Origin of the sequence: Luteimonas sp. MC1895, assembly GCF_016457215.1 — a bacterium.
Lineage (GTDB): Bacteria > Pseudomonadota > Gammaproteobacteria > Xanthomonadales > Xanthomonadaceae > Luteimonas.
The window spans coordinates 111,747-137,558 of record NZ_JAEMDY010000002.1 but is presented as its reverse complement, the minus strand read 5'-3'; the positions used below and the strand labels follow the sequence as shown (position 1 = coordinate 137,558).

Here is a 25,812-nt window from a genome sequence, read left to right as displayed (position 1 = left end):
GACCGCACCCACCACCGCCGTCGCGGGACGCAGGCGTCCCGCGGCGCGCCAGCCGAGGACACGCGCATGCGCACGCCACGCTTCCCCCGCGCAGCCCGCACCGCCCTGCTCGCGGCATCGCTTGCCGCCGCCACCTCCGCGCTCGTTGCCTGCCAGGACCCGGCGGCCCGCGCCGAGGCCCAGGCCGCGGCGCAGCGCGAGGCCGACGAGGCGGCTGCAGGCCAGGCCGCCGCCGATTTCGACGCGGCCTACGCGGCCGAGAACTGGCCGCTGGCGGCCGCGCAGGGCGACGTCCTGCTGGCCCGCTACCCCGGCACCGCCGCCGCCGAGCGGATCGGTTCCCTGCACGCCGAGGCCCGCGCCAAGGGCAACGCGGTGCGCGAGGACGCGCGCCTGGCCGCGCTCTGGTCCTATAACGTCGAGGCGGTGAAGGGGGGCGAGCAGCTGTCCGCCGCGATCTTCGCCAAGGAAAACGTCGACAGCGACGGCAGCGGCGCGAAGCCGGTGCGGCTGATCTTCCGCGACCATCCGGACTGGGGCCGCAGCAGCTACCTGGTGATGCAGGCCGGCGACTTCGACTGCTACGGCGCCTGTCGCGTGGCGGTCACCGTGGACGACGCGGCCCCGGAGCGCATGGCGGCCAACCGCCCGAAGACCGACGAGGCCATCGCCATGTTCATCGACGACGAGAAGGCGCTGTGGCGCATGATCGACGGCGCGAAGCGGCTGGCGGTCGAGTATCCGGTCAAGGCCGGCGGGACGCGCACGGTGGAGTTCGAAGTCGGCGGCCTGGAGCGCGGCCGACTGCCTGCCTGGAACTGAGTTTCAGTCGAACCAGATCAGCGGCAGGTCGGCGTTGAGCGAGACGTTGCGGAAGTCGCCCGTCGCCTCGCCGATCGCTTCCACCGCATGGCAGCCCTCGGCCAGCGCTTCGGCTCCGGCGGAGAGCCAGCTGGTGCCCATGGTGCGCGTGCTGACCGCGTCGGGCCGGGGGCCCAGGGTCTGCGCGTTGCGCGCCACCTCGCGCCCGGCCACCCGCAGCGACAGGCTCACCGTGCCGCCCAGGTCGTGGTCGTCGCCCTGGATCCGGGTGCGGCTGGTGAACAGCACCTCGCCGTCGTGTCCGGGCGGGATGCAGGCCCGTCCCCGCGCCAGGACCACCTGGGTTCCGGTCGGCGGGCACTTTCCGGGGCGGAAGCCGTTGGTGCCGATGCAGATATAGGCGTAGCGGCGGTAGCGTCCGCGGGTCACGTAGTCCCACGCGGGCGCGTAGCCGCGGCCGACCACGCGCATGCCGCCGGACAGGGTCACCAGGCCGGTGCTGGAGCCCACGCGGTAGCGCACGCCGTTGGTGCTGGCCATGCGTGGCTGGTAGTAGGGCGATTCGCTGGCCACCAGCTGCACCGAGCTGTCGCGCGGCGGCGAGGGGAACAGCGCCTGCATGAACATCGGCGCCTGGACCTCGGCGCCCTCGAACAGGTCGTTGATCGACCAGGTGGCCGAGTGCAGCGGCGGCTCGCGGCCGTTGAGGAAGATGCCCCACATCGCATCGCCCGGCTGGTTCGACATCCAGGCGCGTCCCGACGCCATGGCCACGACCGGGCCGCCGTCATTTCCCGCCTGCACCGACAGCACCGGTGCCCAGCCGCGGCCGGCCGGCAGGGCGCGGCCTTCCGGCGTGTCGCGGGTGTCGAATTCAAGCCAGGGGGAAGAGGCGTCCAGGAACGCGCTCGACGCGTGCCGCGCGGCGTCGGTCAGCACCGAGAGGCTGCTGCGCGCCGTGGCCAGTGCCGCCCCGTCCGCCGTGCGCGCGTGCAACGCGACGCGCGAGCGTCCGGCGGGCAGGTGCACCGCGGCGATCGCGTTGAAGGCGTGGCGGTTGGGCGCGCGCGACCCGCGCCAGTCGACCACGCTCTGGTTGGACACCCGCCGCCCGTCGACGCTGATCCAGGCGTTGGCGATCGCCTCGCCCACCGGCGCCAGCCCGCCGTCGGCGTGCAGGTAGGTCCAGCCGGCGCGCTCGAGTTCGATCGTCGCCGACAGCAGCTCGACCGCGCCGCCGGGCTCGACCAGCCGGTCGGCCGGCAGCACCAGGTGGCGCGAGCCCTTCGCGGCGGCCGAAAGCGGCAGGAGGGCGAGCAGGGCTGCCGCGATCCATGCGGCCCGGCGAACGGCCGGCACGGGGTCCATGCGTGGGCTCCGGCCGGCGCTAGAGCGCGTATCCGAACTGCTGGGTGAACTGCGCGGCGAACTCGTCGTAGTCGAAGCGCTGGTTCTGGGTGCCCGGGTGCTCGACCTTCAGCGCGCCCATCAGGTTGCCGATGCGGCCGATGGTCTCCCAGCCGTAGCCCTTCTCGATGCCGAACAGCAGGCCGGCGCGGAACGCGTCGCCGCAGCCGGTCGGGTCGGTGACCCGGCTCTCGTGCGCCGGCGGCACGTCGTGGATCCTGCCGTCGGCGTAGATCACCACGCCCTTGGGGCCGCGGGTGGTGATGTAGGCCTTGACCTTGCCGGCGATGGTCGCCTCGTCCCAGCCGGTGCGCTCCTGCAGCAGGTTCGACTCGTAGTCGTTGACGGTGACGTAGTCGGCCTGCTCGATGAACGCGCGCAGTTCCTCGCCGTTGAACAGCGGCATGGCCTGGCCCGGATCGAAGATGAAGGGAATGCCGGCCTCGGCGAATTCCTTCGAGTTCTGGATCATGCCCTCGTAGCCGTCGGGGCTGACGATGCCGATAGTGACGCCGGGCACGTCGCGCACGTGGTTCTCGTAGGAGCGCATCATCGCGCCCGGGTGGAAGGCGGTGATCTGGTTGTTGTCGAGGTCGGTGGTGATGAACGCCTGCGGCGTGAACAGCTCCGGGATTTCCTTGACGTGGTCGAGCGGGATCCCGAGCTCGGCGAAATACTCGCGGTAGGGCCCGAAATCCTGGCCCACGGTCGCCATCGGGATCGGATCACCCCCCAGCAGCTTGAGGTTGTAGGCGATGTTGCCGGCGCAGCCGCCGAACTCGCGGCGCATCCGCGGCACCAGGAACGAGACGTTCAGGATGTGCACCTTGTCCGGCAGGATGTGGTTCTTGAACTGGTCGGGGAACACCATGATGGTGTCGTAGGCCAGGGAACCGCAGATCAGGGCAGGCATCGGGAAGGCGCTCCGGTGGGGTGCCGGCCCGGGGGACGGCGGTCAGGTTGCTCGGGGAACTGGCCGGGATCCGGCGCAGGGGCCACCGCCGCACAGGCAGCGGCGCGGGGCGCATAGGGTAGCCCGCGGCCGTCGGCGGGCCAAGCGCGGGCCCGGCCGCCGCACCAGGCGCGGCGCGGCCTGCAGGCCGGTTTTCCTTGCCCGGGGAGGGGGCGGTTGCTACGCTTCCCGATCGCCTTTTCGCGGGAATTCCCCCGTTCCCGCCCCCTCCTGACGGACGCGCGCCCCTGATGTTCAAGAAGTTCCGCGGCATGTTCTCCAACGACCTGTCCATCGACCTGGGCACGGCCAATACCCTCATCTTCGTGCGCGGCCAGGGCATCGTCCTCAACGAACCGTCGGTGGTCGCGGTGCGCCAGGACCGCAACGGCGGCCCGAAGGCGGTCGCCGCCGTGGGCAGCGAGGCCAAGCAGATGCTCGGCCGCACGCCCGGGCACCTCACCACCCATCGGCCGATGAAGGACGGCGTGATCGCCGACTTCACCTATACCGAGGAAATGCTCAAGTACTTCATCCGCAAGGTGCACAAGAGCCGCTTCCTGCGGCCGAGCCCGCGGGTGCTGATCTGCGTCCCGGCCGGTTCCACCCAGGTGGAGAAGCGCGCCATCCGCGATTCGGCGATGGAAGCCGGCGCGCGCGACGTGTCGCTGATCGAGGAGCCCATGGCCGCCGCGATCGGCGCCGGCATGCCGGTCACCGAGGCCCGCGGCTCGATGGTGGTGGACATCGGCGGCGGCACCACCGAGGTGGCGGTGATCGCGCTCAACGGCATCGTCTACTCGCAGTCCGCGCGCATCGGCGGCGACCGCTTCGACGAGTCGATCATCAACTACGTGCGCCGCAACCACGGCATGCTGATCGGCGAGGCAACGGCGGAGCGGGTCAAGATCGAGCTGGGCTGCGCCTATCCCCAGGAGAAGGTCCTGGAGACCGAGATCTCCGGCCGGCACCTGGCCGAGGGCGTGCCGAAGATGGTCAAGATCAGCTCCAGCGAGGTGCTCGACGCGCTGCGCGAGCCGCTGATGGGCATCGTGGCCGCCGTGCGCCAGGCGCTGGAGCAGACCCCGCCGGAGCTCAGCGCCGACGTCGCCGAGCGCGGCATCGTGCTGACCGGCGGCGGCGCGCTGCTGCGCGACATCGACCGGCTGCTCAGCGAGGAGACCGGCCTGCACGTCCAGGTGGCCGAGGATCCGCTGACCTGCGTGGCCCGCGGCGGCGGCCGCGCGCTGGAGCTGCTCGACATGCACGGAAACGAATTCTTCGCCTCGGAGTGAGCTGACAGACCGCGGCCACGACTGTGTCCCACTACGCCGGTCCCGCCACCCCCCGATCGAGTGACGTCACCGGCACGCTGCGGCTGCTGGCCTATCTCGCGATCTCGGTGGCGCTCATCGTGCTCGACCACCGCGGCGACTGGCTGGCGCAGGTCCGCGGCCATGCCAGCGTCGCCATGCAGCCGCTGTGGTGGCTGGCCGGGCTGCCCTCGCGCCTGGGCGAGGACCTGCGCGACGACGCCGCCACCCGCACCCGGCTGGCGGAGGAGAACCGCCTGCTGCGCAACGAGCTGCTGCTGGGCGCCGCGCGCCAGGCGCGCCTGCAGGTGGAGGCCGAGGAGAACGCACGCCTGCGCGGCCTGATGGGCGCCGCCGAGCGCGGCGGCCAGGACGTGCAGCTGGCGCCGATCCTCGACGTCGACCTCGACCCGACGCGCCAGCGCCTGATGCTCAATGCCGGCACCGCCAGCGGCGTGCGCCGCGGCCAGGCGGTGATCGACGCCGGCGGGCTGGTCGGCCAGGTGATCGAGGCCACGCCGTCCACCGCCACCGTGCTGCTGCTGACCGATCCGGACCACGCGGTGCCGGTGGCGGTCGCGCGCACCGGCGTGCGCCTGATCGTCTACGGCACCGGCCGCAGCGACATGCTCGAGCTGCGCAACGTGCCCCTGTCGAGCGACGTGCGCGCGGGCGACGTGGTGATCACCTCGGGCCTGGGCGGGCGCTTCCCGCCGGGCTTCCCGGTGGGCACGATCGCCGCGCTGCGCCCGGACGACAGCCGCGCCTTCCTCGTCGGCGACGTCGACGCCGCGGCCCAGCTCGACCGCGGCCGCGACGTGCTGCTGCTGCGCGACCAGCCGGCCAGCGCGGCGCCGCCGCCCGTCGACGAGGCCATTCCCGCCGATCCGGCGGCCACCGCGGCGGCCGCGGAATGAGCGCGCGCGGACGCTCCTGGGTGCTGCCGGTCAGCGTGCTGCTGGCGCTGCTGCTCGGCCTGTTGCCGATGCCGGGGCTGCTGCAGCCGCTGCGTCCCTACTGGCTGGCGCTGGTGGTCGCCTACTGGGTGATCGAGGACAGCGAGCGCGTGGGGCTCGGCTTCGCCTTCGCGGTCGGCCTGGTCGCCGATGTCGCCTTCGGCGGCCTGCTCGGCGAGCAGGGCCTGCGCCTGGTGGTGATGGCCTTCATCCTGCAGCGCTTCCGCACCCAGCTGCGCTTCTTCCCGATCCCGCAGCAGGCGCTGGCGATCGGCGGCCTGCTGCTCAACGACCGCGTCATCAGCACCATCATCCACCTGGCGCTGGGCGAGCCGGTGCTGCCGCTTGCCTACTGGTGGGCGCCGCTGGTGGGCATGCTGCTCTGGGCGCCGCTGTTCGTGCTGCTCGACGCGCTGCGCATGGGCCGCGGCGCACGGCTGTGATGGCCGGCGCGCGCGGCCGGAAGCCCCGGCGGCTGCGCAACCCCGAAGCCGAGGCGCGCCTGTTCGGCGGGCGCGCGCTGTTCGGCTTCGCCGTCGTGCTGCTGTCGCTGCTGGGCCTCGCCGGCTGGTACTTCAAGCTCCAGGTGCTGGACCACGACGCCTACGCCATGCGCTCGGAGGCGAACCGCATCAAGCCGCGCCCGGTGGTGCCGGGGCGCGGGCTGATCCTCGACCGCGAAGGCCGCATCCTGGCCGACAACGTGCCCGCCTACCGCCTCGACGTGACCCCGGACGAGGCCGGCGACCCGCAGGCGCTGATCGCGGCGTTGTCGCAGGTGGTGGAGCTGGCGCCGGAGGACATCGAGCGTTTCGAGGCCGCGCGCAGGACCACGCGCGGCTTCCGCGCCATCCCGCTCAAGCTGCGCATCAGCGACGTCGAAGCGGCGCGCTTCGCGGTCGAGCGCTGGCGCTTCCCGGGCGTGGAGCTGGTGCCCTACCTCAATCGCCGCTACCCCTACGGCGACCTGCTGGCGCACGTGATCGGCTACGTGGGCCGCACGGACGAAAGCGACATCGCGCGCTACGGCGAGGCCCACGGCGTGTTCACCCATACCGGCCGCACCGGACTCGAGCGCTACTACGACGAAGCGCTGCGCGGCCTGGTCGGTTACGAGCAGGTGGAGACCAACGTCGAGGGCCGCGCGCTGGGCCGGCTCGGCCTGGTCCCGGCCACGGCGGGCGCCGACCTGCGGCTGTCGGTGGACGTCGAACTGCAGCGGGCGATGGTCGCCGCGTTCGGCGAGATGCAGGGCTCGGCGGTGGCGGTGGATCCGGCCACCGGCCAGGTCCTGGCCATGGTCAGCCTGCCGAGCTACGACCCCAACCTGTTCGTCAACGGCATCTCCAGCACCGACTACCGCGCGCTGATGGACGATCCGGCACGGCCGCTGTTCAACCGCAACGTGCTCGGCGGCGGCCCGCCGGGCTCGATCGTCAAGCCGTTCATGGCGCTGGCCGGCGTCGACAGCGGGCTGCGCACGCCCGAGAGCCGGGTGTTCTCCACCGGCGAATTCTTCATCCCCGGCCAGAGCCGCGGCTACCGCGATGCGGGCCGCGGCGGCGGCTGGGTCGACCTGCGCGATTCGATCTCGCGCTCGATCAACTACTACTACTACAAGCTCGCCTACGACATGGGCATCGACCGCCTGGCCGAGTACATGCACCGTTATGGCTTCGGCGAACCCACCGGCATCGACCTGACCGGCGAAACCTCGGGCATCGTGCCCTCGCGCGAATGGAAGTCGCGCAACAGCCGCGAGCCCTGGTACCCGGGCGAAACCGTGATCGCCGGCATCGGCCAGGGCTACTGGGTGGCCACGGCGCTGCAGATGGCGCGCGGCACCGCGGCGATCGCCAACGGCGGCAGCCTGCACCCGCTGCGCCTGGTGGCCGAACGCCGCACCGGTTACGACGCGCCCTGGGTCCCGCTGCCCGCGGCACCGGCGCCGCGGATCACCGACAACCCGTCGCACCTGCGCGCGGTGCAGGAAGGCATGGAAAACACCATCCACGGCCGCGGCACCGCCATCGCCATGGCGCGCGGCGCGCCCTACCGCATGGCCGGCAAGACCGGCACCGCGCAGAAGATCAGCCGCCGCGGCAGCGTCAGCCTCGATCCGCGCTCGCTGCCCTACCACCTGCGCCACCAGGCGCTGTTCGCCGGCTACGCGCCGGCCGACAACCCGACGATCGCGCTGGCCGTGGTGGTCGAGCACGGCGGCTATGGCGGCAGCACCGCGGCGCCGATCGCGCGGCGCATCTTCGACGCCTGGCTGCTGGGCCAGATGCCGGTGATGCCCGGCGCCGACGGCGAGGTGGTCCCGGTGGTGGACCTGTTCGGCAACGTCGAATCCGCGGTGCTCGCAGGATCGGGCAGTGCGCCGGCCGCGGAGACCGCAGCGGCGCCGGATGGCCGTGGCGCCGATGTCGGCGCGCCCGCACCCCGGACGCCGGCGCGATGAACCTCATCCTCCGCTTCCTGCTCGACCTGCTGCTGCGCTTCGTGCGCACCCTGGACTGGGTGCTGCTGGGTGCGCTGGTGGCGCTGATGGGCATCGGGCTTGCCGTGCTGCACAGCGCCGGCGGGCAGAACCCGGCGCTGGTGCTGTCGCAGGGCGCGCGCTACGGCGTCGGGCTCGGCGTGCTCTGGCTGCTGTCGCGCGTGCCGCTGCTGCGCCTGCGCGACGCCGCGCCGGCGGCCTATGTGTTGTCGCTGCTGCCGCTGGTCGCGGTGCTGTTCCTCGGCACCGGGCGCAGCGGCGCGCACTGGCTCAACCTGGGCGTGTTCTATTTCCAGCCGGCCGAGCTGCTCAAGCTCAGCCTGCCGATGATGGTGGCCTGGTACCTCAATTCGCGGCCGCAGCCGCCGTCCTTCGCCACCACCGTCGTCGGCCTGCTGCTGCTCGCGGTGCCGACCGGGCTGATCCTGCTGCAGCCGGACTTCGGCACGGCGATGCTGGTGGCCAGCAGCGGCGTGTTCGTGCTGTTCCTCGCCGGCATGTCGTGGTGGTGGTTCGTGGCCGCGGCCGCGGGCATCGCCGCCGCGGCGCCGGCCGCCTGGTTCTGGATGCTGCGGCCCTACCAGAAGGACCGCATCCTGACCTTCCTCGACCCGGAGTCGGATCCGCTCGGCGCGGGCTGGAACATCATCCAGTCGAAGATCGCGATCGGCTCCGGCGGCCTGCGCGGGCAGGGCTGGGGACAGGGCTCGCAGTCGCACCTGAACTACGTGCCCGAGCACACCACCGACTTCATCTTCGCGGTGCTGTCGGAGGAGTTCGGCTGGATCGGCGTGGTCACCGTGCTGGCGCTGTACCTGGTGGTGGTGGGGCGCTGCCTGTGGATCGCGGCAGAGTCGCGCGACGGCTTCGGACGGCTGCTGGCCGGGGGCCTGGGGCTCGCGCTGTTCGTCTACGTGCTGGTCAACGGCGGCATGATCTCCGGCCTGCTGCCGGTGGTGGGCGTGCCGATGCCGCTGCTGAGCTTCGGCGGCACCGCCGCGGTGTCGCTGCTGGCGGGCATGGGCGTGGTGATGGCGGTGCACGCCGCACGCCCCGTGCGCGGCCGCTGAGCGCCACAACCGTGCATGAACGCGGCGCCCTGGCGGGCTGCAGGCGCGTGCTAACCTCGCCGCCGATGAACCGACACCCGCGACCGACCACGCCTCGACCGCGCCTGCTGCCGGTCCTTGCAGCGCCGCTGCTGCTTGCCGCCTGCGCGCCTCCCATCGTCCACTATCCGGCGGCGGCCGCCGATGCCGTACCGGTCGAAGCCGCTGCCGCGGCCCCGGCGCAGGCTCCCGGACTGCTCGCGCCCGTGCCGCAGCCACCCGAACGCCCGGTGGCCCCGCCTTCGGTGACCGATCCGGCGATCGAGCGCGCGCAGCGGATCACCAACTTCGTCGACTACACCGCCACGACCTACGGCGTGGACCCGGCGCATGTGCGCAGCGTGCTGGCCGGCGCCGAGCACAAGCAGTCGATCATCGACGCGATGTCGCGGCCGGCCGAGGCGGTGCGCCCCTGGCGCGACTACCGCCCGATCTTCATCAACGACGCGCGCATCAGCGGTGGCAAGGCCTTCTACGCCGAGAACCGCGCGGCGCTGGACCGCGTCGCCGCGGAGACCGGCGTGCCGGCCGAGTACATCGTCGCCATCATCGGCGTCGAGACCAGCTACGGACGCATCACCGGCAACCATCGCGTGCTCGACGCGCTGTACACGCTGGCCTTTGGTTTCCCCAGGCGCGCGCCCTTCTTCGCCGGCGAGCTGGCGCAGCTGTTCGCGCTGGAGAAGCAAGAGCCGCAGCTCGACCTCGCCGCGCTCAAGGGCAGCTACGCCGGTGCCATGGGCATGGGCCAGTTCATGCCGTCGAGCTACCGCCTGTGGGCGAAGGACGGCGATGGCGATGGACGTCGCGACCTGCTGACCCACAAGCCGGACGTGTTTGCCTCGATCGCCAACTACTTCGTGGTGCATGGCTGGCAGCGCGGCGGCCCGGTGGTCGCGCGCGCGGACAAGGCGGACGGCGCGGCCGACTTCGTGCCCAGCGGCGATCCGAAGTCGCTCGAGCCCGACCATCCCCTGCCGCGCCTGGCCGAGCTGGGTTTCACCCCGCGCGCCGGCCAGCCGGTGGGCGAGGGCGCCACCGTGATCGCCCTCGACGGCGACGCCGGACGCGAATACTGGCTGGGCTACCGCAACTTCTACGTCATCAGCCGCTACAACCGCTCGCCGATGTATTCGCTGGCGGTGCACCAGCTCGCGCAGGCGATCGCGGGGCGCGGGCCGTGAGGCGGCCCCGGCGCGCGCGGTCGGCGTGCTGGTCCATCGTCGTGTTCGCCGTGCTCCTGGCGGGCTGCGCGGGCACGCCGAAGCGTGATGCGCCGGGCGGTGGCACGGCGGCCGGTCCCGCTGCGCCGGCGACGCCAGCCACCGGCACCCGGGTGTCGCCCTATGCCCCGGCGCAGGAAGATCCGTCCACCCGCGGCGATTACGTCGCAGGCGGCCTGTACAAGCCGGGCGTCTCCGACACGATCCCCGACTATCTGCCGGACGTCGACGCCATTCCCGAGCCGGACGTGGTCGAGTTGCCGCGCTCGCGCTATGGCAACGGCCCGACCTACAAGGTGCTGGGCAGGACCTACCGCGTGCTCGACGACACCGAAGGCTTCGTCGAAAGCGGCCTGGCGTCGTACTACGGCCAGAAGTTCCACGGCCGACGGACCTCCAACCAAGAGGTCTATGACATGTACGCGTTCACCGCGGCGCACAAGTCGCTGCCGCTGCCGAGCTTCGCGCGGGTGACCAACCTCGACACGGGGCAGTCGGTGGTGGTGCGCGTCAACGACCGCGGCCCGTTCCACGAGGGCCGCGTGGTCGACCTCAGCTATGCCGCGGCGGTGAAGATCGGCGTGCATCCGCGCGGCACCGCGCGGGTCGAAGTGCGCGCCCTGGGTCCGGGCGAGAACGCGCGCGAACGACCTGCCGACACGCGCACCGCTGCGACCACGCCCGCCATCGATCCCGCGACCGGACTGCCGCCTGGCGTGCGCGTCGCGACCGGCAAGCCGCAGCCGGCGCCGCCGAGCGCCATGGACGGCCTGGTGGCCAGCGTGCAGGCACCGGCCGTCGCGCCGCCGGCACTGATCGCCGCGGTCTCTCAGCCCGCCGCGCTGCGCGCCGAGGCGTCCGCCGCCACGCAGGCCGGCGGCCAGGCGGCCGATGCGCCCACTGCCCAGCCGGCGAAGGCGGCCGGCAGCGGCGACTGGCGCTTCGACATGCACCAGGACGGGCGGGCGATGACCGCCGACGAATTCGATGCCTGGATGAAGTCGCGCCGCGCGCGCGTGGCCACCGGCCGCGCCGGCAAGCCCGACCCGCGCGATCCCGCGTTGGCCGCGGCAGGGTCCACGTCGTCCGCGCCTGCGCCTGCGCCTGCGCCCGCGGCCGCTCCGGCGCCCGCGGCCTCTCCGGCGTCCGCGCGGATGTCGGCCGCAGGCATCCTGCTCCAGGTCGCCGCCTTCGGCTCGCGCGACAACGCCGAACGCGCGCTCGCCATGCTGCGCGGCGCCGGGATCGGCGAGGCACGCCTCCAGGACGGGACGTCGGCGGGCAAGCCGGTCTGGCGCCTGCGCGTGGGCCCGGTCGCTCCGGCGACGGTCGCGGACCTCAGCGCCCGCGTCGCCGGCCTCGGCTTCGGCGCGCCGCAGCCCGTGCGCGAGTGACCCGCACGGTTAGAATCAACGCCTGTTCACGCCGCCCCGACACGGGTGGCCCGAAATTCCCGGAGTTCCCTGCCTGATGAAAGCCCACGCTGCCCGCGTCGCGCTGCTCGCCGCCGTTTCCGCCGCCACGCTCGGCCTCGCCTTCGCCCAGACCCCCGCGCCTGCGCCGACTCCCGCGCCGCCGGTCGCCGCCCTGAGTGACCAGCTGCCGGTGCCGGACGCGCCGGCGGTCACCGGCACCGCGTGGCTGCTGATGGACTACGCCACCGGCCAGGTGCTGGCCGGCGAAAACGTCGACCAGCGCGTGGAGCCGGCCAGCATCACCAAGGTGATGACCAGCTACGTGATCGCCGCGGAAATGAAGGCCGGCAAGATCAGCGACGACGACGACGTGATGATGTCGGTCAACGCCTGGCGCACCGGCGGCGCCGGCACTGACGGCAGCTACAGCGGCTTCGAGGTCAACAAGACCGCGAAGCTCCTGGAGATGGAAAAGGGCATGACCGTGCAGTCGGGCAACGACGCCGCGATCGCCCTGGCCGAACACATCGCCGGCTCCGAGCAGGCGTTCGCCTCGCTGATGAATGCCCATGCCGCACGCCTGGGCATGAAGGACACCCATTTCGAGAACGCCACCGGCCTGTCGGGCCCGGAGCACTACTCGACCGCGCGTGACCTGGCGACGCTGGGCCGTGCGCTGGCGCGCGACTTCCCCGAGCACTACGCCTACAACGCGATCAAGGAATTCACCGTCGGGCCGATCACCCAGCGCAACCGCAACGTGCTGCTGTGGCGCGACAAGAGCGTGGACGGCATCAAGACCGGCCACCACTCGGGCGCCGGCTACTGCCTGCTGGCCTCGGCCAAGCGCGGCGACCAGCGGCTGATCTCGGTGGTGATGGGCTCGACCAGCGAAAGCCAGCGCGCGACCGATTCGCAGGCCCTGCTCAACTGGGGCTTCCGCTTCTTCGAGACCCACGAGCTGTACACCGCCGGCGAGCCGGTGGCGACGCAGAAGGTCTGGAAGGGCGAGGCCAACGAGATCGGCCTGGGCGTGGCCCAGCCGCTGCTGGTGAGCATGCAGCGCGGCCAGTACGCGAAGCTGCAGCCGAGCATGGACGTGCCGCGCACCCTGGTGGCCCCGCTCGCCAAGGGCGAGGCGGTGGGCAAGGTGCGGGTGATGCTCGACGGCAAGCTGGTGGCCGAAGCGCCGCTGGTGGCGCTGGAAGAGGTGCCCGAAGCCGGCTTCTTCAAGCGCCTGTGGCACGAACTGCTGATGTGGTGGCAGTCGCTGTAGTCCCGGGCGTCAGCGCGCGTTCGACAGCTGGGTCGAGTTGACCCAGCCGCGGTTGCCGACCTCGTCCTCGACTTCCCACATCGTCCCCACCCTGGTGCCGGTGGGATAGAGCAGCATCCCCGGCTCGAGGTCGCGTACCGCGGTGCCGCTGCCGTCCGCCGCGGCCAGCAGCCGGCCCGGGCGCGTCAGCGTGACCGCCTGCGACACGTTCGACGCCGAGGCATCGGAGGGCAGTCCGCCGAGCTGGGCGACCAGGTCGCTGTACGCCTGCAGGTAGGCCTGGGCCACGACCTGGCCGATCTCGGTGTTCGCGTAGCCGGAGGCGCCTCCGGCCAGCAGCGCGCCGCCGATCCCGCCGCCGGCCCCACGCCAGCCGACGTCGGTCTTGGTGGCATGTCCTTCGGTCATCGCCACCTGCTCGGACGAGCGCGCGTCGGTCACGGTGAGCACCACGTCGGCGCTGCTGCGCTTGAGGTTGACGCCGCCGACCACCGCCGCGGCGCGGCGGTTGCCCAGGAGGCCACCGACCAGCCCGCCGATGTTGGTGCCGCCGGCGTCGCGGTTCTGCGAGACCACGTCGGGGACCAGCACGTAGTCCGCGGCGCGCACCTGGCCCTTGCCGATGTTGGAGCCGCCGCGCAGCTCGCCGGACGCGGCCAGCGCGCGCTCGGCCTGCATCGCCTGCATGCCGGTGCCGCGATCGACCAGGGTGAAGCAGCGCGACCGGTTGACGTAGACCTTGATCAGGGCCGCAGGCGAGGCCAGGCGCTGGCCGGTCCACCAGTTCTGGCCGGTCGGCTCGATGACCGCGATGCTGCCCAGGTTGCGCGAGCAGACCGGGACATCGGCCTGCTGGGCGAGCGCCAGCGGGGGCGCGGCGAGCAGGGCGACGGCGAACAGGGCGTGGCAGGTGCGGGACATGGGGGCTCCTTGCGGGTCGGTGCACTCACCTCGCAATACGGCAGGGGGCCTTCGCACCGGCCTTTGCGCGGCCCGCCGCGGTCCGGACCGTTGCGGCCGCGGCATTGGGATCCGACGCGGGCGGGTCCATAATCCGGGGCATGGAAATCAAGTCCGACAACCCTGAACACGGCTTCCAGTTTCCCGGCGATTTCGAGATCACCGCGATGGGTCCGGCCTCCGCACGCCTCGAGGTCGAGGTGCCCAACCTGCTGCGCGCGGCCGGGCTGACCGTGCTCCACGAGACCCTGACCAGCCGGCCCTCGAGCGGCGGCCGCTTCGTCTCGGTGCGGCTGGCCTTCCGCGCCAATTCGCGCGAGGAGTACGAGAGCGCGCACGCCGCGCTGCGCGAGCATCCCGAGGTGAAGTGGACGCTGTAGTCGCCGCGGGCAAACGGCCACTGCGGGTCCGCGACCTCGGCCGGATGGCCTACGAGCCGGTCTGGCGCGCGATGCAGGCCTTCACCGACGCGCGCGATCCCGATACCGCGGACGAGCTGTGGCTGGTCGAGCACGATCCGGTGTTCACCCTGGGCCAGGCCGGCAAGCCGGAGCACGTGCTGCTGCCCGGCGACATCCCGGTGCTGAAGGTCGACCGCGGCGGCCAGGTGACCTACCACGGCCCCGGCCAGCTGGTGGCCTATCCGCTGCTCGACCTGCGGCGCCTGGGCCTGGGCGTGCGCGACTACGTCTGCCGCATCGAGCAGGCGCTCATCGACACCCTCGCCGGCTGGGACATCCACGCGCAGCGCCGCGAGGGCGCGCCGGGTGTCTACGTCGACGGCGGCGCCAAGATCGCCGCCCTCGGCATCCGCGTCCGCCACGGCCGCAGCTTCCACGGCCTGGCCTTCAACATCGCCATGGACCTGGAGCCCTTCCACCGCATCAACCCCTGCGGCTACGCCGGGCTGGACGTGACCTCGGTGGTAGACTGCGGCGGTCCTGCAAGCCTCCAGGCCGCCCGCCCCGCGCTGGTCGCGGCCCTTGCCGCGCAGTTCGATCTGGCGGTGGTGGAGGCTTCGGAAGAAGAAGCTTTTGCCACGGATTTACGCGGATAAGCGCGGATTCACACGGATCAGGCGAAGAACTTTTTCACTGGTTTTGCTCTATCCGCGTGAATCCGCGCAAATTCGTGGCCAATGCTCCTGCTCTTTCTGCGTTCTTGCTCGATCCGTGCAAATCCGCGCTTATCCGCGTAAATCCGTGGCAAAAAAAGAAATGACCAACATCCCCGCCGCCAAGGCCATCCCGCTCGAAGTCGTCGCCGATGCGCCGCTGTCCCTGGTGCCGGGCGTGAAGCAGGTGGCCGGCGACAAGATCGCGCGGTCGCCGGTGGCGTTCGTCGATGCGCCGGTGCTGCGCAAGCCGTCGTGGATCCGGGTGCGGATCCCGTCGAACGGCGCGGTCGCGGCGCTGAAGTCGAAGCTGCGCGAGAACCGGCTGGTGACGGTCTGCGAGGACGCGAGCTGCCCGAACATCCACGAATGCTTCGGCCACGGCACCGCGACCTTCATGATCCTGGGCGACGTGTGCACGCGCCGCTGCAGCTTCTGCGACGTCGCCCACGGCCGGCCGAAGCCGCCGGATGCGGACGAGCCGCGCCGGCTGGCCGAAACGGTCGCCGACATGGGCCTGAAGTACGTCGTGGTGACCTCGGTCGACCGCGACGACCTGCGCGACGGCGGGGCGCAGCACTTCGTCGACTGCATCACCGCGATCCGCGCGCTGACACCGCAGACCCGCATCGAGGTCCTGACCCCTGACTTCCGCGGGAAGGGGCGCATGGACCGTGCGCTGGAGATCATGGCGGCCAACCCGCCCGACGTCTTCAACCACAACGTCGAAACCGTCCCGGACCTGTACCGCAACGTGCGCCCGGGCGCGGACTACCAGTGGTCGCTCACCCTGCTGCAGCGCTTCAAGGCGCAGCACCCGGAGGTCGCCACCAAGTCGGGGATCATGCTCGGCCTCGGCGAGACGCAGGAACAGGTCGAAGCCACGCTGCGCGACCTGCGCGCTCACGATGTCGACATGGTCACCATCGGCCAGTACCTGCAGCCCAGCGCGCACCACCATCCGGTGCTGCGCTACTGGACGCCGGAGGCGTTCAAGGCCTTCGAGGACTACGGCATGGCGCTGGGCTTCCACCATGTCGCGTCGGGGCCGCTGGTGCGCTCGTCCTACCACGCCGACCTGCAGGCCGCGGACGCCGGCGTCGTCGCCTGAACGCGGCTGCACGCCGCTTGGCGAACTGTTCACACCTCGCCCCAGGGCCGCGGTTAGAGTGGTCCGAGGGCGCTTCGAAGCGACTTCCAGCACTGTGCAGCCTGCCGCCGGCGGGCCATGTTGGGCAGGACGCGACGCCCCCCACGTGAGCACCGAGCACCCATGAAAGCACGCCAAGTCCTGTCCACTTCCGTCGTCGCACTCGCGCTGGCGATGCCACTGGCGCTCATGGCGCGCTCGGGCAGCGACGCCATCCCGGCCGGTCCGTCCACCGACCACGCGACCACGTCGAAGCTGGTCTACGGCCTGCTGTCGGACAGCCGCTACGCCTATCGCCCGCGCGGCCTCGACGCCTCGCTGTCGCAGGACATCTTCCGCCGCTATCTCGAGGCGCTGGACGGCAACAAGCTGTTCCTCGATGCGACCGACGTCGCGCGCTTCCAGCGCCACGAGCCGAAGCTGGGCGAGGCCGTGCGCCAGGGCGATCCGACGGCGGCGATGGAGATGTACGCGATCTACAAGCAGCGCGTGGCCGAGCGCGTGCAGTACGCGCGCGACCTGCTGGGCACGGACATCTTCGCCTTCGACGCCGACGAACGCTGGTACTACGACCGCGAGGACGCGGAGTGGGCGAAGGACCAGGCCGAGCTCGACACGCTGTGGCAGAAGTCGGTGCGCAACGACTGGCTGCGCCTGAAGCTGGCCGGCAAGCCGCCGGCCGAGATCCGCGCCACGCTCGACAAGCGCTACGCCAACATGGCCACCAGCGTGTCGCAGCTCAACCAGGAAGACGCGTTCCAGACCTTCCTCAACGCCTATACCGCGTCGATCGATCCGCACACCGACTACTTCAACCCGCGCACGGCCAACCTGTTCACCCAGAGCATGTCGCTGTCGCTGGAAGGCATCGGCGCCCAGCTGCAGCGCCAGGACGACGTGGTGGTGATCCGCGAGCTGATCGCCGGCGGTCCGGCCGCGGGCAGCGGCAAGTTCACGCCGGGCGATCGCATCGTCGGCGTCGGCCAGGGCACCAGCGGGCCGATGGAGGACGTCATCGGCTGGCGCATCGACGACGTGGTCGACAAGATCAAGGGCAAGGCAGGCAGCCAGGTGCGCCTGGACGTGGTGCCGGTGGAGGCGCTGCTCGACAGCGAGCCGGTGCGGATCACCCTGACCCGCGCCAAGGTGAGGCTCGAGGAGCAGGCCGCGAAGTCCAAGATCATCAACATCCCGGCCGGCCCCGCGGGCGACGCCCGGCGGATCGGCGTGATCGAGCTGCCGGCGTTCTACCAGGATTTCGAGGGCCGCCGCAGCCGGAACGGCGACTACGCCTCGGCCACCCGCGACGTCGCGCGCATCCTCGGCGAATTCCGCGGCAAGGGCATGGACGGCGTGGTGCTCGACCTGCGCAACAACGGTGGCGGTTCGCTCAACGAGGCGGTGGAGCTCACCGGCCTCTTCATCGACACCGGCCCGGTGGTGCAGGTGCGCGAGTCGGGCGGCCGGGTCAACGTCGAGTCCGACCGCAAGGCCGGCGTGGCCTGGGACGGCCCGCTGGCGGTGCTGGTCAACCGCGCCTCGGCCTCGGCCTCGGAGATCGTGGCCGGCGCCATCCAGGACTACGGCCGCGGGCTGGTGATCGGCGAGACCACGTTCGGCAAGGGCACGGTGCAGAACCTGTTCGACCTCGACCGTTGGCCGGCCAACGAAGGCACGCGCCATGGCCAGGTCAAGATGACCATCGCGCAGTTCTTCCTGCCCGGCGGCAGCAGCACGCAGAACAAGGGCGTGGTGCCGGACATCCGCTTCCCGGCCACCGTCAACGGCAGCGAGTTCGGCGAGAGCACCTACGACAACGCGCTGCCCTGGACCCGCATCTCGGCCGTGCAGCACACCCGCTACGGAAACTTCGCGCCGCTGCTGCCGCGCCTGGACGAGCTGCACTCGGCGCGCGTGGCGCGCGATCGCGAATTCCAGTGGTGGAAGGAAGACGTGGCCGAGTTCCGCGCCGAGGCCGACAAGGAGTACATCTCCCTCAACGAGGCCGAGCGCCGCGCCGAGCGTGACCGCCAGACGGCCAAGCGCGCGCAGCGCCAGGACGAGCGCAAGCGCCTGGGCCTGGATCTGGATCCGCTGGCCGAGCTGTCCGACGATGACGGCCTGACCGCCAACGAGCGCGACATCGCGACCGACACCGCACGCGAGGACGCCGCCGAGAAGCGTCCGGACCCGCTGCTGCGCGAGTCCGCGGCGATCCTCGCCGATGCCGTGCGCCTGCTCGACGCCGACCGCAAGCTGTCCGGCGTCGTGCTGCCCGAATCCACCGCCCCCGGCCGCTGGGCGCGCTGATCCACGCCGCTCCCGTCCCCGGGCGCCGGGCGCGGGCGCGCTGATCCCCGGCGCCCCGCCCACTGTAGGAGCGGCTACAGCCGCGATCAGGAGTCACGCCAGCCAGCGGCCTTCGGCATCGCCAGGCGATCGCGGCTGTAGCCGCTCCTACAGGGGGGCGGCATCGCGGCGGTAGCCGCCCCGGCGGGTGATGCGATCGCGACGGTGGGCATTTCCGCACGGGCGTGCCGGGGCCGTGCAGGCGTAGAATCGCGCTCCGGCCCGCGCCTGCGGGCCCTGCCGCTTTTCCTTCCACACTTCGCCCGGACGCCAGCATGGGTGCCGCTTCGCCGTCCCTCGGATCCCGCCCGTCGTCGCCCGGCCCCATGGCCGTCGTGCTTGCGCTGGGCGCGGTCTATGTCGTCTGGGGTTCGACCTACCTCGGGATCCGCTTCGCGCTGGAGGGCGGCTGGCCGCCGCTGCTGATGGCCGGCTGCCGCTTCCTTGCCGCCGGCGGGCTGCTCTACGCGCTGCTGCGCCTGCGCGGCGTTCCGGCCCCGACGCGCGCGCAGTGGCGCGACCTCTGGGTCATGGGCCTGCTGCTGCTCGGCCTGGGCAACGGCATGGTGTGCATCGCCCAGCAGACGGTGTCCTCGGGACTCGCCGCGGTGGCGGTGGCCTCCTGCCCGCTGTGGATCGGCCTGTTCGCGGCGCTGCGCGGCGAGCGGCCGTCGCGGCTTGAGGTCGTCGGCCTGGCGATCGGCTTCGCCGGCGTCGCCTGGCTCAACGCCGGCAGCTCGCTCACCGCCTCGCCGCAGGGGCTGATCGCGCTCCTCGTGGCGCCGCTGGCCTGGGCCTTCGGTTCGGTCTGGAGCCGCGGGCGCGCGCTGCCGTCGCCGTTCATGGCCGCCGCCGCGCAGATGCTCTGCGGCGGCGTGCTGCTGACGGTGGCGGGCTGGCTGCTGGGCGAACGCATCACCGCGATGCCGACGCCGCGCGGCTGGCTGGCCGTGTCCTATCTCGCGGTGTTCGGCTCGATCGTGGCCTTCTCGGCCTATGCCTGGCTGCTGCAGAACGTGCGCGCATCGCTGCTCGGCAGCTACGCCTACGTCAACCCGGTGATCGCCGTGCTGCTCGGCACCCTGCTCGCCGGCGAGCGCTTCGGCGCCCACGACATCGGCGCGATGGCGGTGATCCTGGCCGGCGTGGTGGCGATCACCGTGGCCAGCGCGCGCCGCCGCCGGGCCTCGCTGCAGCCCGCGCCCTCGACCGTGGCCGAGCCGATCGCGGCGGCGACCGACGCGGAGACGCGCGCTTGAGCATGGACGCGCGCACCCGCGGCCTGTGGATGGCGGTGGGGGCCTTCATCATCTGGGGCCTGATGCCGCTGTACTGGCACCTGCTCAAGCACGTGCCCTCGCTGCAGGTGGTGCTGCACCGCGCGCTGTGGTCGGCGCTGCTGGTCGCGGCCTTCCTCACCCTCACCCGCGGCCGCGGCTGGCTGCGCGCGGTCTTCGCCCAGCCGCGGCTGGCCGGCATGCTGCTGGCCTCGGGCCTGCTGATCGGCTTCAACTGGAGCCTCTACGTCTGGGCGGTGAACGCCGGGCACGTGGTCGAAAGCAGCCTGGGCTACTTCATCAATCCGCTGCTCAACGTGGTGATCGGCGTGGTCTTCCTGCGCGAGCGCTTGGTGCCCGCGCAGTGGGTGGCGGTGGTGCTGGCGGCCTGCGGGGTGCTGTGGCTGACGTTCAACTACGGCAGCTTTCCGTGGATCGCGCTGGCGCTGGCAGGCTCGTTCGCGATGTACGGGCTGATCCGGCGCCAGGCCCAGGTGGACGCGGTGGCCGGCCTCGGCGTCGAGAACCTGTACCTGCTGCTGCCGGCCGCGGCGCTGCTCGCCTGGCTCGAGCTGGGCGGCGACGGCGGCTTCAGCGACCTGCGCTGGGGCTGGGGCACCAACCTGCTGCTGGTGCTGGGTGGCGCGCTCACCGCGCTGCCGCTGATCGGCTTCGCCTACGCGGTGCGCCAGGTGTCGTTGTCCACCGTCGGCCTGCTGCAGTACCTCGCGCCGACCCTGCAGCTGCTGTGCGGCGTGCTGGTGTTCGGCGAAGCCTTCGGCCGCGACCGGGCGATCGGCTTCGCGGTGATCTGGGCCGGGCTTGCGGTCTTCGCGATCGACGGTTTCATCCGCGCGCGGCGGCGCGTGGTCGCCCAGCAGGCCTGATCGGCGACGGCCCGGTCGCCGGCATCGAGCCGGACCGGGCACGCCGGATCCGCGCGGCTCAGGCCGCGCGCAGCGCGTCGGTCACTGGCATCGTCGCCGCGCGCATGGCGGGGAACAGGCCGCCGACAAAGCCGATCGCCAGCGCCCACTTCAGGCCTTGCCAGAGGAGCTCCGGCGATACCTTGAACTCGAAGGTCAGCTGGGCCACGCCGCCGGCGAGCGTCGATGCGGTGTAGCCGTTGAACACCAGCCAGGCCAGCAGCCCGCCCAGCGCACCGCCCAGCGCGGCCAGCAGCATGGTCTCCAGCATCACCGCGACCACGACGGGGATGCCGCGGAAGCCGATCGCGCGCAGGGTCGCGATCTCGCGCGCCCGCGAGGCGACGCTGGCGAACATGGTGTTGAGCGCGCCGAACACCGCGCCGATCGCCATGATCGAACCGACCACGATGCCGATGATGCGCAGCACCTTGGACACGCCGGCCGACTGGCCCTGGAAATACGCCAGCGTGGTCTGCGCCTCCACCTGCAGGCGCGGGTCGGCGTCGAGCGTGGCCTTGAAGGCCTTGAACGCCGAGGGCGCGGTGAGGCGGGCGAAGACCGAGGCGCGGCTGGATCCGCGGCGGTAGGTGGTGGCGACCACCTCGGCGTCGGCCCAGATCTCCGACTCCATCGCGTCGCCGGACTCGAACACGCCGACCACCGTCCACGGCTGGTTGCCCAAGCGCAGCTCGGCGCCGGGCTCGAGCCCGGCGAACTGGCGGCGCGCGCCCTTGCCGACCACCAGTTCGCGCTTGCCGGGCTCGAAGCGCCGGCCTTCGACCAGCTGGATGTTCGGACGCACCGCCCAGGCCATGTCGCCGACGCCGCGCAGCTGCACGCTGCCGTCTTCCGCGGCATTCGCGCGCTGCGGCAGGTTGGCCGCGACCACCAGTTCGGGCGAGGCCAGCGGCCTGCCCGATGCGTCGCGGGCGATCTCCGGCGCGCGCTCGATGGCGGTGATCGCGTCGCGCGTCATCACCGACATCAGCTCGGCCGACGAGCCGCCGCGCAACACCACCGCGGTCTCCTCGTCGCCGCTGCTGCTGACGGTGTGCTGGTAGCCCTCGGCCATCGCCAGCAGCGCAACCAGCACCCCGACCACGCCGGCGATGCCGATCACCACCACGGACGAGGAGCCCACGCGCTGGCCCAGGGTGCTGACGCCCACGCCGGTCACCGACGCCGCCTGGCGGCCGCTGCGGGTGAGGATCATCCACAGCGCAAAGGCCACCGCCAGCGCCAGCAGCGCCGGCCAGGGCAGCAGGATCCAGGCGGCCAGGAAGGCGGCCAGCAGCAGCACCAGGCCGGTCCCGCGAAGCATCTTCTTCATGCGGTTCATCTGCAGGTCTCCGGTCAGCGGCCCGCGAGGGCGTCGACGATGTTGAGGCGCATCGCGCGGATCGCCGGCAGGGCGCCGACCAGGAGGCCGATCGCCAGCATCAGCGCGAGGCCCAGCAGCCAGCTCTCCAGCCCGACCGGCGGCAGGTTGACCAGTCCGCCGCTGCCGGCGGTGGCCGCCTTGCCGATGACTGCGGCCAGGCCGAGTCCCAGCACGCCGCCGATCACCACCATCAGCATCGATTCCGCCAGCACCATCATCAGCACGCTGGTACTGGTGAAGCCGATGGTCTTGAGCACCGCGAGTTCCGAGGTGCGCTCGCGCACCGCCTGCGCCATGGTGTTGCCGGTCAGCAGCAGCAGGGTGAAGAACACCGCGCCCATGATCGAGCCGACGATCAGGCCGATGTCGGCCATCTGCTTGAGCTGGGAGGCCATCGCCGCCTGCTCGCTCATGCTCTTGGTCTCGTGCGGCGAGTTGGCCGACAGCGCGTCGATCGCCTTGGCCGCGGCGTCGCTGCGGCGCACGTCGGAGACGCGACTGATGTACCAGCCCACGTCGCCGTCGATATAGGGCGATGACTCCTCGAAGTAGTCGTAGTGCATCAGGATCAGCGAGTCGGTGAAGCCGCCACCGGCGCCGCCTTCCTTCGCGCGCAGCACGCCGGCGATGTCGAAGGCCCAGTCGAGCGTGCCGTCGCTGTTGGGATAGATGGTCGACTGAAGCGGGATGCGCTGGCCGACTTTCCAGTCGAAGCGCTTCATCATCGCCTCGCCCACCAGCATGCCGGTGCGGTTGCGCTTCCACGCTTCCAGCTGGGCCGGATCGACCTCGATCTCGGGATAGAGCTCCAGGTAGTTCGGCGCCACGGCGAAGGTGAAGAGCTGGTTCTTCGGGTCCTGGTAGGCGCCGCCGAACCAGTTGGCGTGGGTCACCGCCTCGATGTTGTCGATGGTGGCGATGCGCGACTGCAGCGAGATCGGCAAGGTCTCGATGAAGGACAGCTTCGACGCGGTCTGCAGGCGCTGCGCGCCATCCGCGTTCTGCCCGAGCTGGGCGAAGCTGGTGCGGATGCCGTCGAGCAGGCCGAACAGCAGGAACGCGGCCACGATCGAGGCCAGCGTCAGGAAGGTGCGGGTCTTGCGCCGGAACAGCGCCGCCCAGACCAGATGGAAGTACTTCATGGCGACCTCCTCGGGTGGCCGGCGCGGTCAGGCCGCGTGCGACTGCTGTTCGACCAGCACGCCCTTGTCCAGGTGCAGGGTGTGGCTGGCGTGTTCGGCGGCCTTCGGGTCGTGGGTGACCATGACGATGGTCTTGCCGTGCTCGCGGTTGAGCTCCTGCAGCAGGCCGAGGATCTCCTCGGCCGACTGCCGGTCAAGGTCGCCGGTCGGCTCGTCGCAGATCAGCAGTGTCGGGTCTGAGACGATCGCGCGGGCGATCGCGACGCGCTGCTGCTGGCCGCCGGACAGCTCCGCCGGCTTGTGCGAGACGCGGTCGGACAGGCCCACCAGCTCGAGCGCGATCTGCGCGTTGCGCTTGCGCTGCGCGCTGCCAAGCTTCGTCAGCAACAGAGGCAGCTCGACGTTCTTCTGCGCGCTGAGCGCCGGCATCAGGTTGTAGAACTGGAAGACGTAGCCCACGTGCTGGCTGCGCCAGGCGGCGAGCTGCCCGGCGCCCATGCGGTCGATGCGCTGGCCGGCGACGTCGATCTCGCCGCTGGTGGGCGCGTCCAGGCCACCGATCAGGTTCAGCAGCGTGGTCTTGCCCGAGCCGGAGGGGCCCATCAGCGCGACGAAGTCACCGGTCGCGATGTCGAGGTCGAGGCCGTGGAGCACGTCGACCTTCTCCGGCCCGCGCTGGTAGGACTTGGTGAGGTTGCGGATCGATACCAGGGTGCTCATCACGATGCTCCGGTGGAAGTAGTGGATGCGGTGGACCCAAGCGGCCCTGTAGGAGCGGCTACAGCCGCGATCGGAGTCTGGCCATCGCGGCTGTAGCCGCTCCTACAGGTGAGGTCACCAATGTGGGTCTGGTGGAAAAGCGGCCTAGGGGCCGCCCAGGGTGACCTTGTCACCATCCGCCAGGTCGTCAGGTGGATCGAGCACAACGGATTCGCCCGGCGCCACGCCCGACAGCAGGATGCGCTGGCCGCCCGCGGCGCCGCCGGTGCTCACGTCGCGGCGTTCGGCCACGGCGTCGCCACCGCTGCCGGCGACCACGAACACCACGTCGCCGCCGTCGCGCGCGGCGACCGCCGCCTCCGGCACCCGCACGCCGCGCGGCGCGTCGTCGCCTTCGCCGGCCTCGGGGGCGCGTTCGAGGAAGCTCACGGTGACGCCCATGTCCGGCACGATCCGCGGGTCCTTTTCCTTCAGCGCCACGCGCACCTTGACCGTCGCCTTGCCGCGGTCGGCGGTCGGGATGATCGCGATCACCTCGGCCGGGATCTTCCAGTCGGGATAGGCGTTGAGCGTGGCTTCGACCGGCATCGCCGGCTGCACGCGGCCGATGTAGGCCTCGCCCACGTCGACCTCGACCTCGAGCGAGTCCATGTCGACGATCGTGCCGATACCGGTTCGGGTGAAGCCGCCGCCGGCCGACAGCGGCGACACGATCTCGCCCGGCTGTGCCGCCTTGGCGATGACCACGCCGGCGAACGGCGCGCGCACCACGGTGTTGTCGACGCCGATGCCGCTGATGCGCAGCTGCTGGCCGGCCACCTGTGCGTTCCGGCGTGAGGTGGCGAGCTGGGCGCGCAGCGATTCGCGCTGGGCCACGGCCTGGTCGTACTGCGCGCGTGAGACCAGCTGCTGTCCAACCAGGCTCGACAGACGCGTGGCATTCGCCTCCGCTTCGACCAGCTGCGCTTCGACCCCCGCGATCTGGCTGCGCGCGGCATCGACCTGGGCGCGGGCCAGCGCGTTCTGGGCGTCCGCATCGATCGGATCGAGCGTGGCCATCACCTGGCCCTCGGCCACCGCCATGCCTTCCTCGATCAGCACCTCGCGCACGCGGCCGGTGATCTTCGACGACACGGTGGCCATGCGCCGCGCGACCACGTAGCCGCTGGCGTCGAGCACGGAGGCCGCGGCCGCACCGCCGCCGGTGGCCACCGCGTCGGCGGTGCGCACCTCGACCGCGCGCGTGCCGCCAGCCAGCGCCCAGGCCAGGGCTGCGAGCGCCGCGAGCATGGCGGCCACCGCAAGCCCGATCCACGGGCCGCGTCGCGACGGCGGGGGCGTCGGCTGGCGGTCGATGCGCAGTTCCTTGAGCAGGTCGGCTTTTGTGTTCATCTCGGCATGGGACCAGGAAAGGGGATGGAGTGTGACCGCACGTGTCGCGGCGTCGCGCCACTTTCGCTGCGCGCGGCCGGCGTGTCACCTGAGGAGTGTCATGCGTTCCGGTGCGCGGCCTTTAGTCCGCGCGCAGGGCGTCGATCAGCCGCCCGCCCGCCAGGCGCCAGGTCGGCAGGAGTGCACTCAGCAGGCCCAGCGCCAGACTGTAGGCCATGACCGTGGCCCACAGGGCGGGCGTGATGGCCAACGGTGCCTGGATGGCCAGGCTGCCGGCCGAGGTGCCGAATACCCGCCCGGCCACGGCGAGCGACATCGCCGCGAGTGCAAGGACGGTGGCAACCATGCAGGCTGTCGGAGCCGCTGCCCACGTGCGCCAGCACGGGCGGGTCACCCTGTTGCAGGCGGGCCTCGATGGCCGC

Annotated in this window: 21 protein-coding genes and 2 pseudogenes; 15 read left to right on the top strand and 8 right to left on the bottom strand. The window is 71.7% G+C overall.

Translation table 11 applies throughout. From position 1 onward, the window contains the following. Nucleotides 1-66 precede the first annotated feature (66 nt). Nucleotides 67-822, top strand: coding sequence for a hypothetical protein (locus tag JG616_RS06315; RefSeq protein ID WP_235973001.1), 756 nt, complete (start codon nucleotides 67-69; stop codon nucleotides 820-822). A gap of 3 nt (nucleotides 823-825) precedes the next feature. Here JG616_RS06315 and JG616_RS06310 read toward each other — a convergent pair whose 3' ends face one another. Beyond that, nucleotides 826-2,190, bottom strand: coding sequence for a hypothetical protein (locus JG616_RS06310; RefSeq protein WP_199392035.1), 1,365 nt, complete (start codon nucleotides 2,188-2,190; stop codon nucleotides 826-828). Nucleotides 2,191-2,209: 19 nt separating this feature from the next. Next, a complete protein-coding gene (locus JG616_RS06305) occupies nucleotides 2,210-3,142 on the bottom strand; it encodes a carbohydrate kinase family protein (protein ID WP_199392034.1) in 933 nt (310 codons plus the stop codon). A gap of 290 nt (nucleotides 3,143-3,432) precedes the next feature. Here JG616_RS06305 and JG616_RS06300 point away from each other — a divergent pair, with 290 nt between their 5' ends. From JG616_RS06300 to JG616_RS06265, 8 genes and pseudogenes are all read left to right on the top strand, one after another. Then, nucleotides 3,433-4,476, top strand: a complete 1,044-nt coding sequence (locus tag JG616_RS06300) for a rod shape-determining protein (protein WP_199362385.1) — start codon at nucleotides 3,433-3,435, stop codon at nucleotides 4,474-4,476. Between the two features lie 23 nt (nucleotides 4,477-4,499). Beyond that, the gene (gene mreC / locus JG616_RS06295; RefSeq protein ID WP_199392033.1) at nucleotides 4,500-5,411 is read left to right on the top strand and encodes a rod shape-determining protein MreC; all 912 of its coding nucleotides are present in this window, start codon (nucleotides 4,500-4,502) and stop codon (nucleotides 5,409-5,411) included. Then, entirely contained in the window at nucleotides 5,408-5,893 is a 486-nt protein-coding gene (gene mreD, locus JG616_RS06290) for a rod shape-determining protein MreD (RefSeq protein ID WP_199392032.1), read from the top strand. The genes mreC and mreD overlap by 4 nt, the downstream gene beginning before the upstream one ends. Beyond that, nucleotides 5,893-7,743, top strand: a pseudogene (gene mrdA, locus JG616_RS06285) (penicillin-binding protein 2); the annotation flags it as partial. The gene mreD and the pseudogene mrdA, both read left to right, overlap by 1 nt. 167 nt (nucleotides 7,744-7,910) lie before the next feature. Further along, a complete protein-coding gene (gene rodA, locus JG616_RS06280) occupies nucleotides 7,911-9,023 on the top strand; it encodes a rod shape-determining protein RodA (RefSeq protein ID WP_199362381.1) in 1,113 nt (370 codons plus the stop codon). A gap of 65 nt (nucleotides 9,024-9,088) precedes the next feature. Continuing rightward, nucleotides 9,089-10,246, top strand: a complete 1,158-nt coding sequence (gene mltB / locus JG616_RS06275) for a lytic murein transglycosylase B (protein ID WP_199392030.1) — start codon at nucleotides 9,089-9,091, stop codon at nucleotides 10,244-10,246. A 41-nt stretch (nucleotides 10,247-10,287) separates the two neighbouring features. After that, a complete protein-coding gene (locus JG616_RS06270; protein ID WP_343224988.1) occupies nucleotides 10,288-11,679 on the top strand; it encodes a septal ring lytic transglycosylase RlpA family protein in 1,392 nt (463 codons plus the stop codon). A 76-nt stretch (nucleotides 11,680-11,755) separates the two neighbouring features. After that, a complete protein-coding gene (locus tag JG616_RS06265) occupies nucleotides 11,756-12,976 on the top strand; it encodes a D-alanyl-D-alanine carboxypeptidase family protein (RefSeq protein WP_199392029.1) in 1,221 nt (406 codons plus the stop codon). A 9-nt stretch (nucleotides 12,977-12,985) separates the two neighbouring features. On the opposite strand, the gene JG616_RS06260 is transcribed toward JG616_RS06265, so the two are convergent. After that, on the bottom strand, nucleotides 12,986-13,897 hold the full coding sequence (locus tag JG616_RS06260; protein ID WP_199392028.1) for a CsgG/HfaB family protein: 912 nt from the start codon (nucleotides 13,895-13,897) through the stop codon (nucleotides 12,986-12,988). A 140-nt stretch (nucleotides 13,898-14,037) separates the two neighbouring features. Between JG616_RS06260 and JG616_RS06255 the strand changes: the two genes are divergently transcribed. The 6 genes and pseudogenes from JG616_RS06255 to rarD all read left to right on the top strand — a co-directional run bounded on the left by JG616_RS06255 (nucleotide 14,038) and on the right by rarD (nucleotide 20,713). Further along, a complete protein-coding gene (locus tag JG616_RS06255; protein ID WP_199362376.1) occupies nucleotides 14,038-14,316 on the top strand; it encodes a DUF493 family protein in 279 nt (92 codons plus the stop codon). Beyond that, nucleotides 14,304-14,993, top strand: a complete 690-nt coding sequence (gene lipB / locus JG616_RS06250) for a lipoyl(octanoyl) transferase LipB (RefSeq protein WP_199362375.1) — start codon at nucleotides 14,304-14,306, stop codon at nucleotides 14,991-14,993. The genes JG616_RS06255 and lipB overlap by 13 nt, the downstream gene beginning before the upstream one ends. A gap of 160 nt (nucleotides 14,994-15,153) precedes the next feature. Beyond that, entirely contained in the window at nucleotides 15,154-16,161 is a 1,008-nt protein-coding gene (gene lipA, locus JG616_RS06245; protein ID WP_199392027.1) for a lipoyl synthase, read from the top strand. Nucleotides 16,162-16,323: 162 nt separating this feature from the next. After that, nucleotides 16,324-18,510, top strand: a complete 2,187-nt coding sequence (locus JG616_RS06240) for a carboxy terminal-processing peptidase (protein WP_199392026.1) — start codon at nucleotides 16,324-16,326, stop codon at nucleotides 18,508-18,510. A 314-nt stretch (nucleotides 18,511-18,824) separates the two neighbouring features. Then, nucleotides 18,825-19,727 (top strand): annotated as a pseudogene (gene yedA, locus JG616_RS06235) (drug/metabolite exporter YedA); the annotation flags it as partial. An 83-nt stretch (nucleotides 19,728-19,810) separates the two neighbouring features. Then, nucleotides 19,811-20,713, top strand: coding sequence for an EamA family transporter RarD (rarD, locus tag JG616_RS06230; RefSeq protein WP_199392235.1), 903 nt, complete (start codon nucleotides 19,811-19,813; stop codon nucleotides 20,711-20,713). A gap of 58 nt (nucleotides 20,714-20,771) precedes the next feature. Here the strand turns inward: rarD and JG616_RS06225 are convergent, their stop codons facing one another. From JG616_RS06225 to JG616_RS06205, 5 genes are all read right to left on the bottom strand, one after another. Continuing rightward, nucleotides 20,772-22,085, bottom strand: coding sequence for an ABC transporter permease (locus JG616_RS06225; RefSeq protein ID WP_199392024.1), 1,314 nt, complete (start codon nucleotides 22,083-22,085; stop codon nucleotides 20,772-20,774). 23 nt (nucleotides 22,086-22,108) lie between these two features. Then, nucleotides 22,109-23,278 (bottom strand): ABC transporter permease, encoded by a 1,170-nt coding sequence (locus tag JG616_RS06220; protein ID WP_199392023.1) that lies wholly within the window; start codon nucleotides 23,276-23,278, stop codon nucleotides 22,109-22,111. Nucleotides 23,279-23,305: 27 nt separating this feature from the next. Further along, nucleotides 23,306-23,998, bottom strand: coding sequence for an ABC transporter ATP-binding protein (locus tag JG616_RS06215; protein WP_199392022.1), 693 nt, complete (start codon nucleotides 23,996-23,998; stop codon nucleotides 23,306-23,308). A 144-nt stretch (nucleotides 23,999-24,142) separates the two neighbouring features. Next, nucleotides 24,143-25,390, bottom strand: coding sequence for an efflux RND transporter periplasmic adaptor subunit (locus JG616_RS06210; RefSeq protein ID WP_199392021.1), 1,248 nt, complete (start codon nucleotides 25,388-25,390; stop codon nucleotides 24,143-24,145). A gap of 121 nt (nucleotides 25,391-25,511) precedes the next feature. Next, nucleotides 25,512-25,736, bottom strand: a complete 225-nt coding sequence (locus JG616_RS06205) for a hypothetical protein (RefSeq protein WP_199362368.1) — start codon at nucleotides 25,734-25,736, stop codon at nucleotides 25,512-25,514. Nucleotides 25,737-25,812 lie beyond the last annotated feature (76 nt).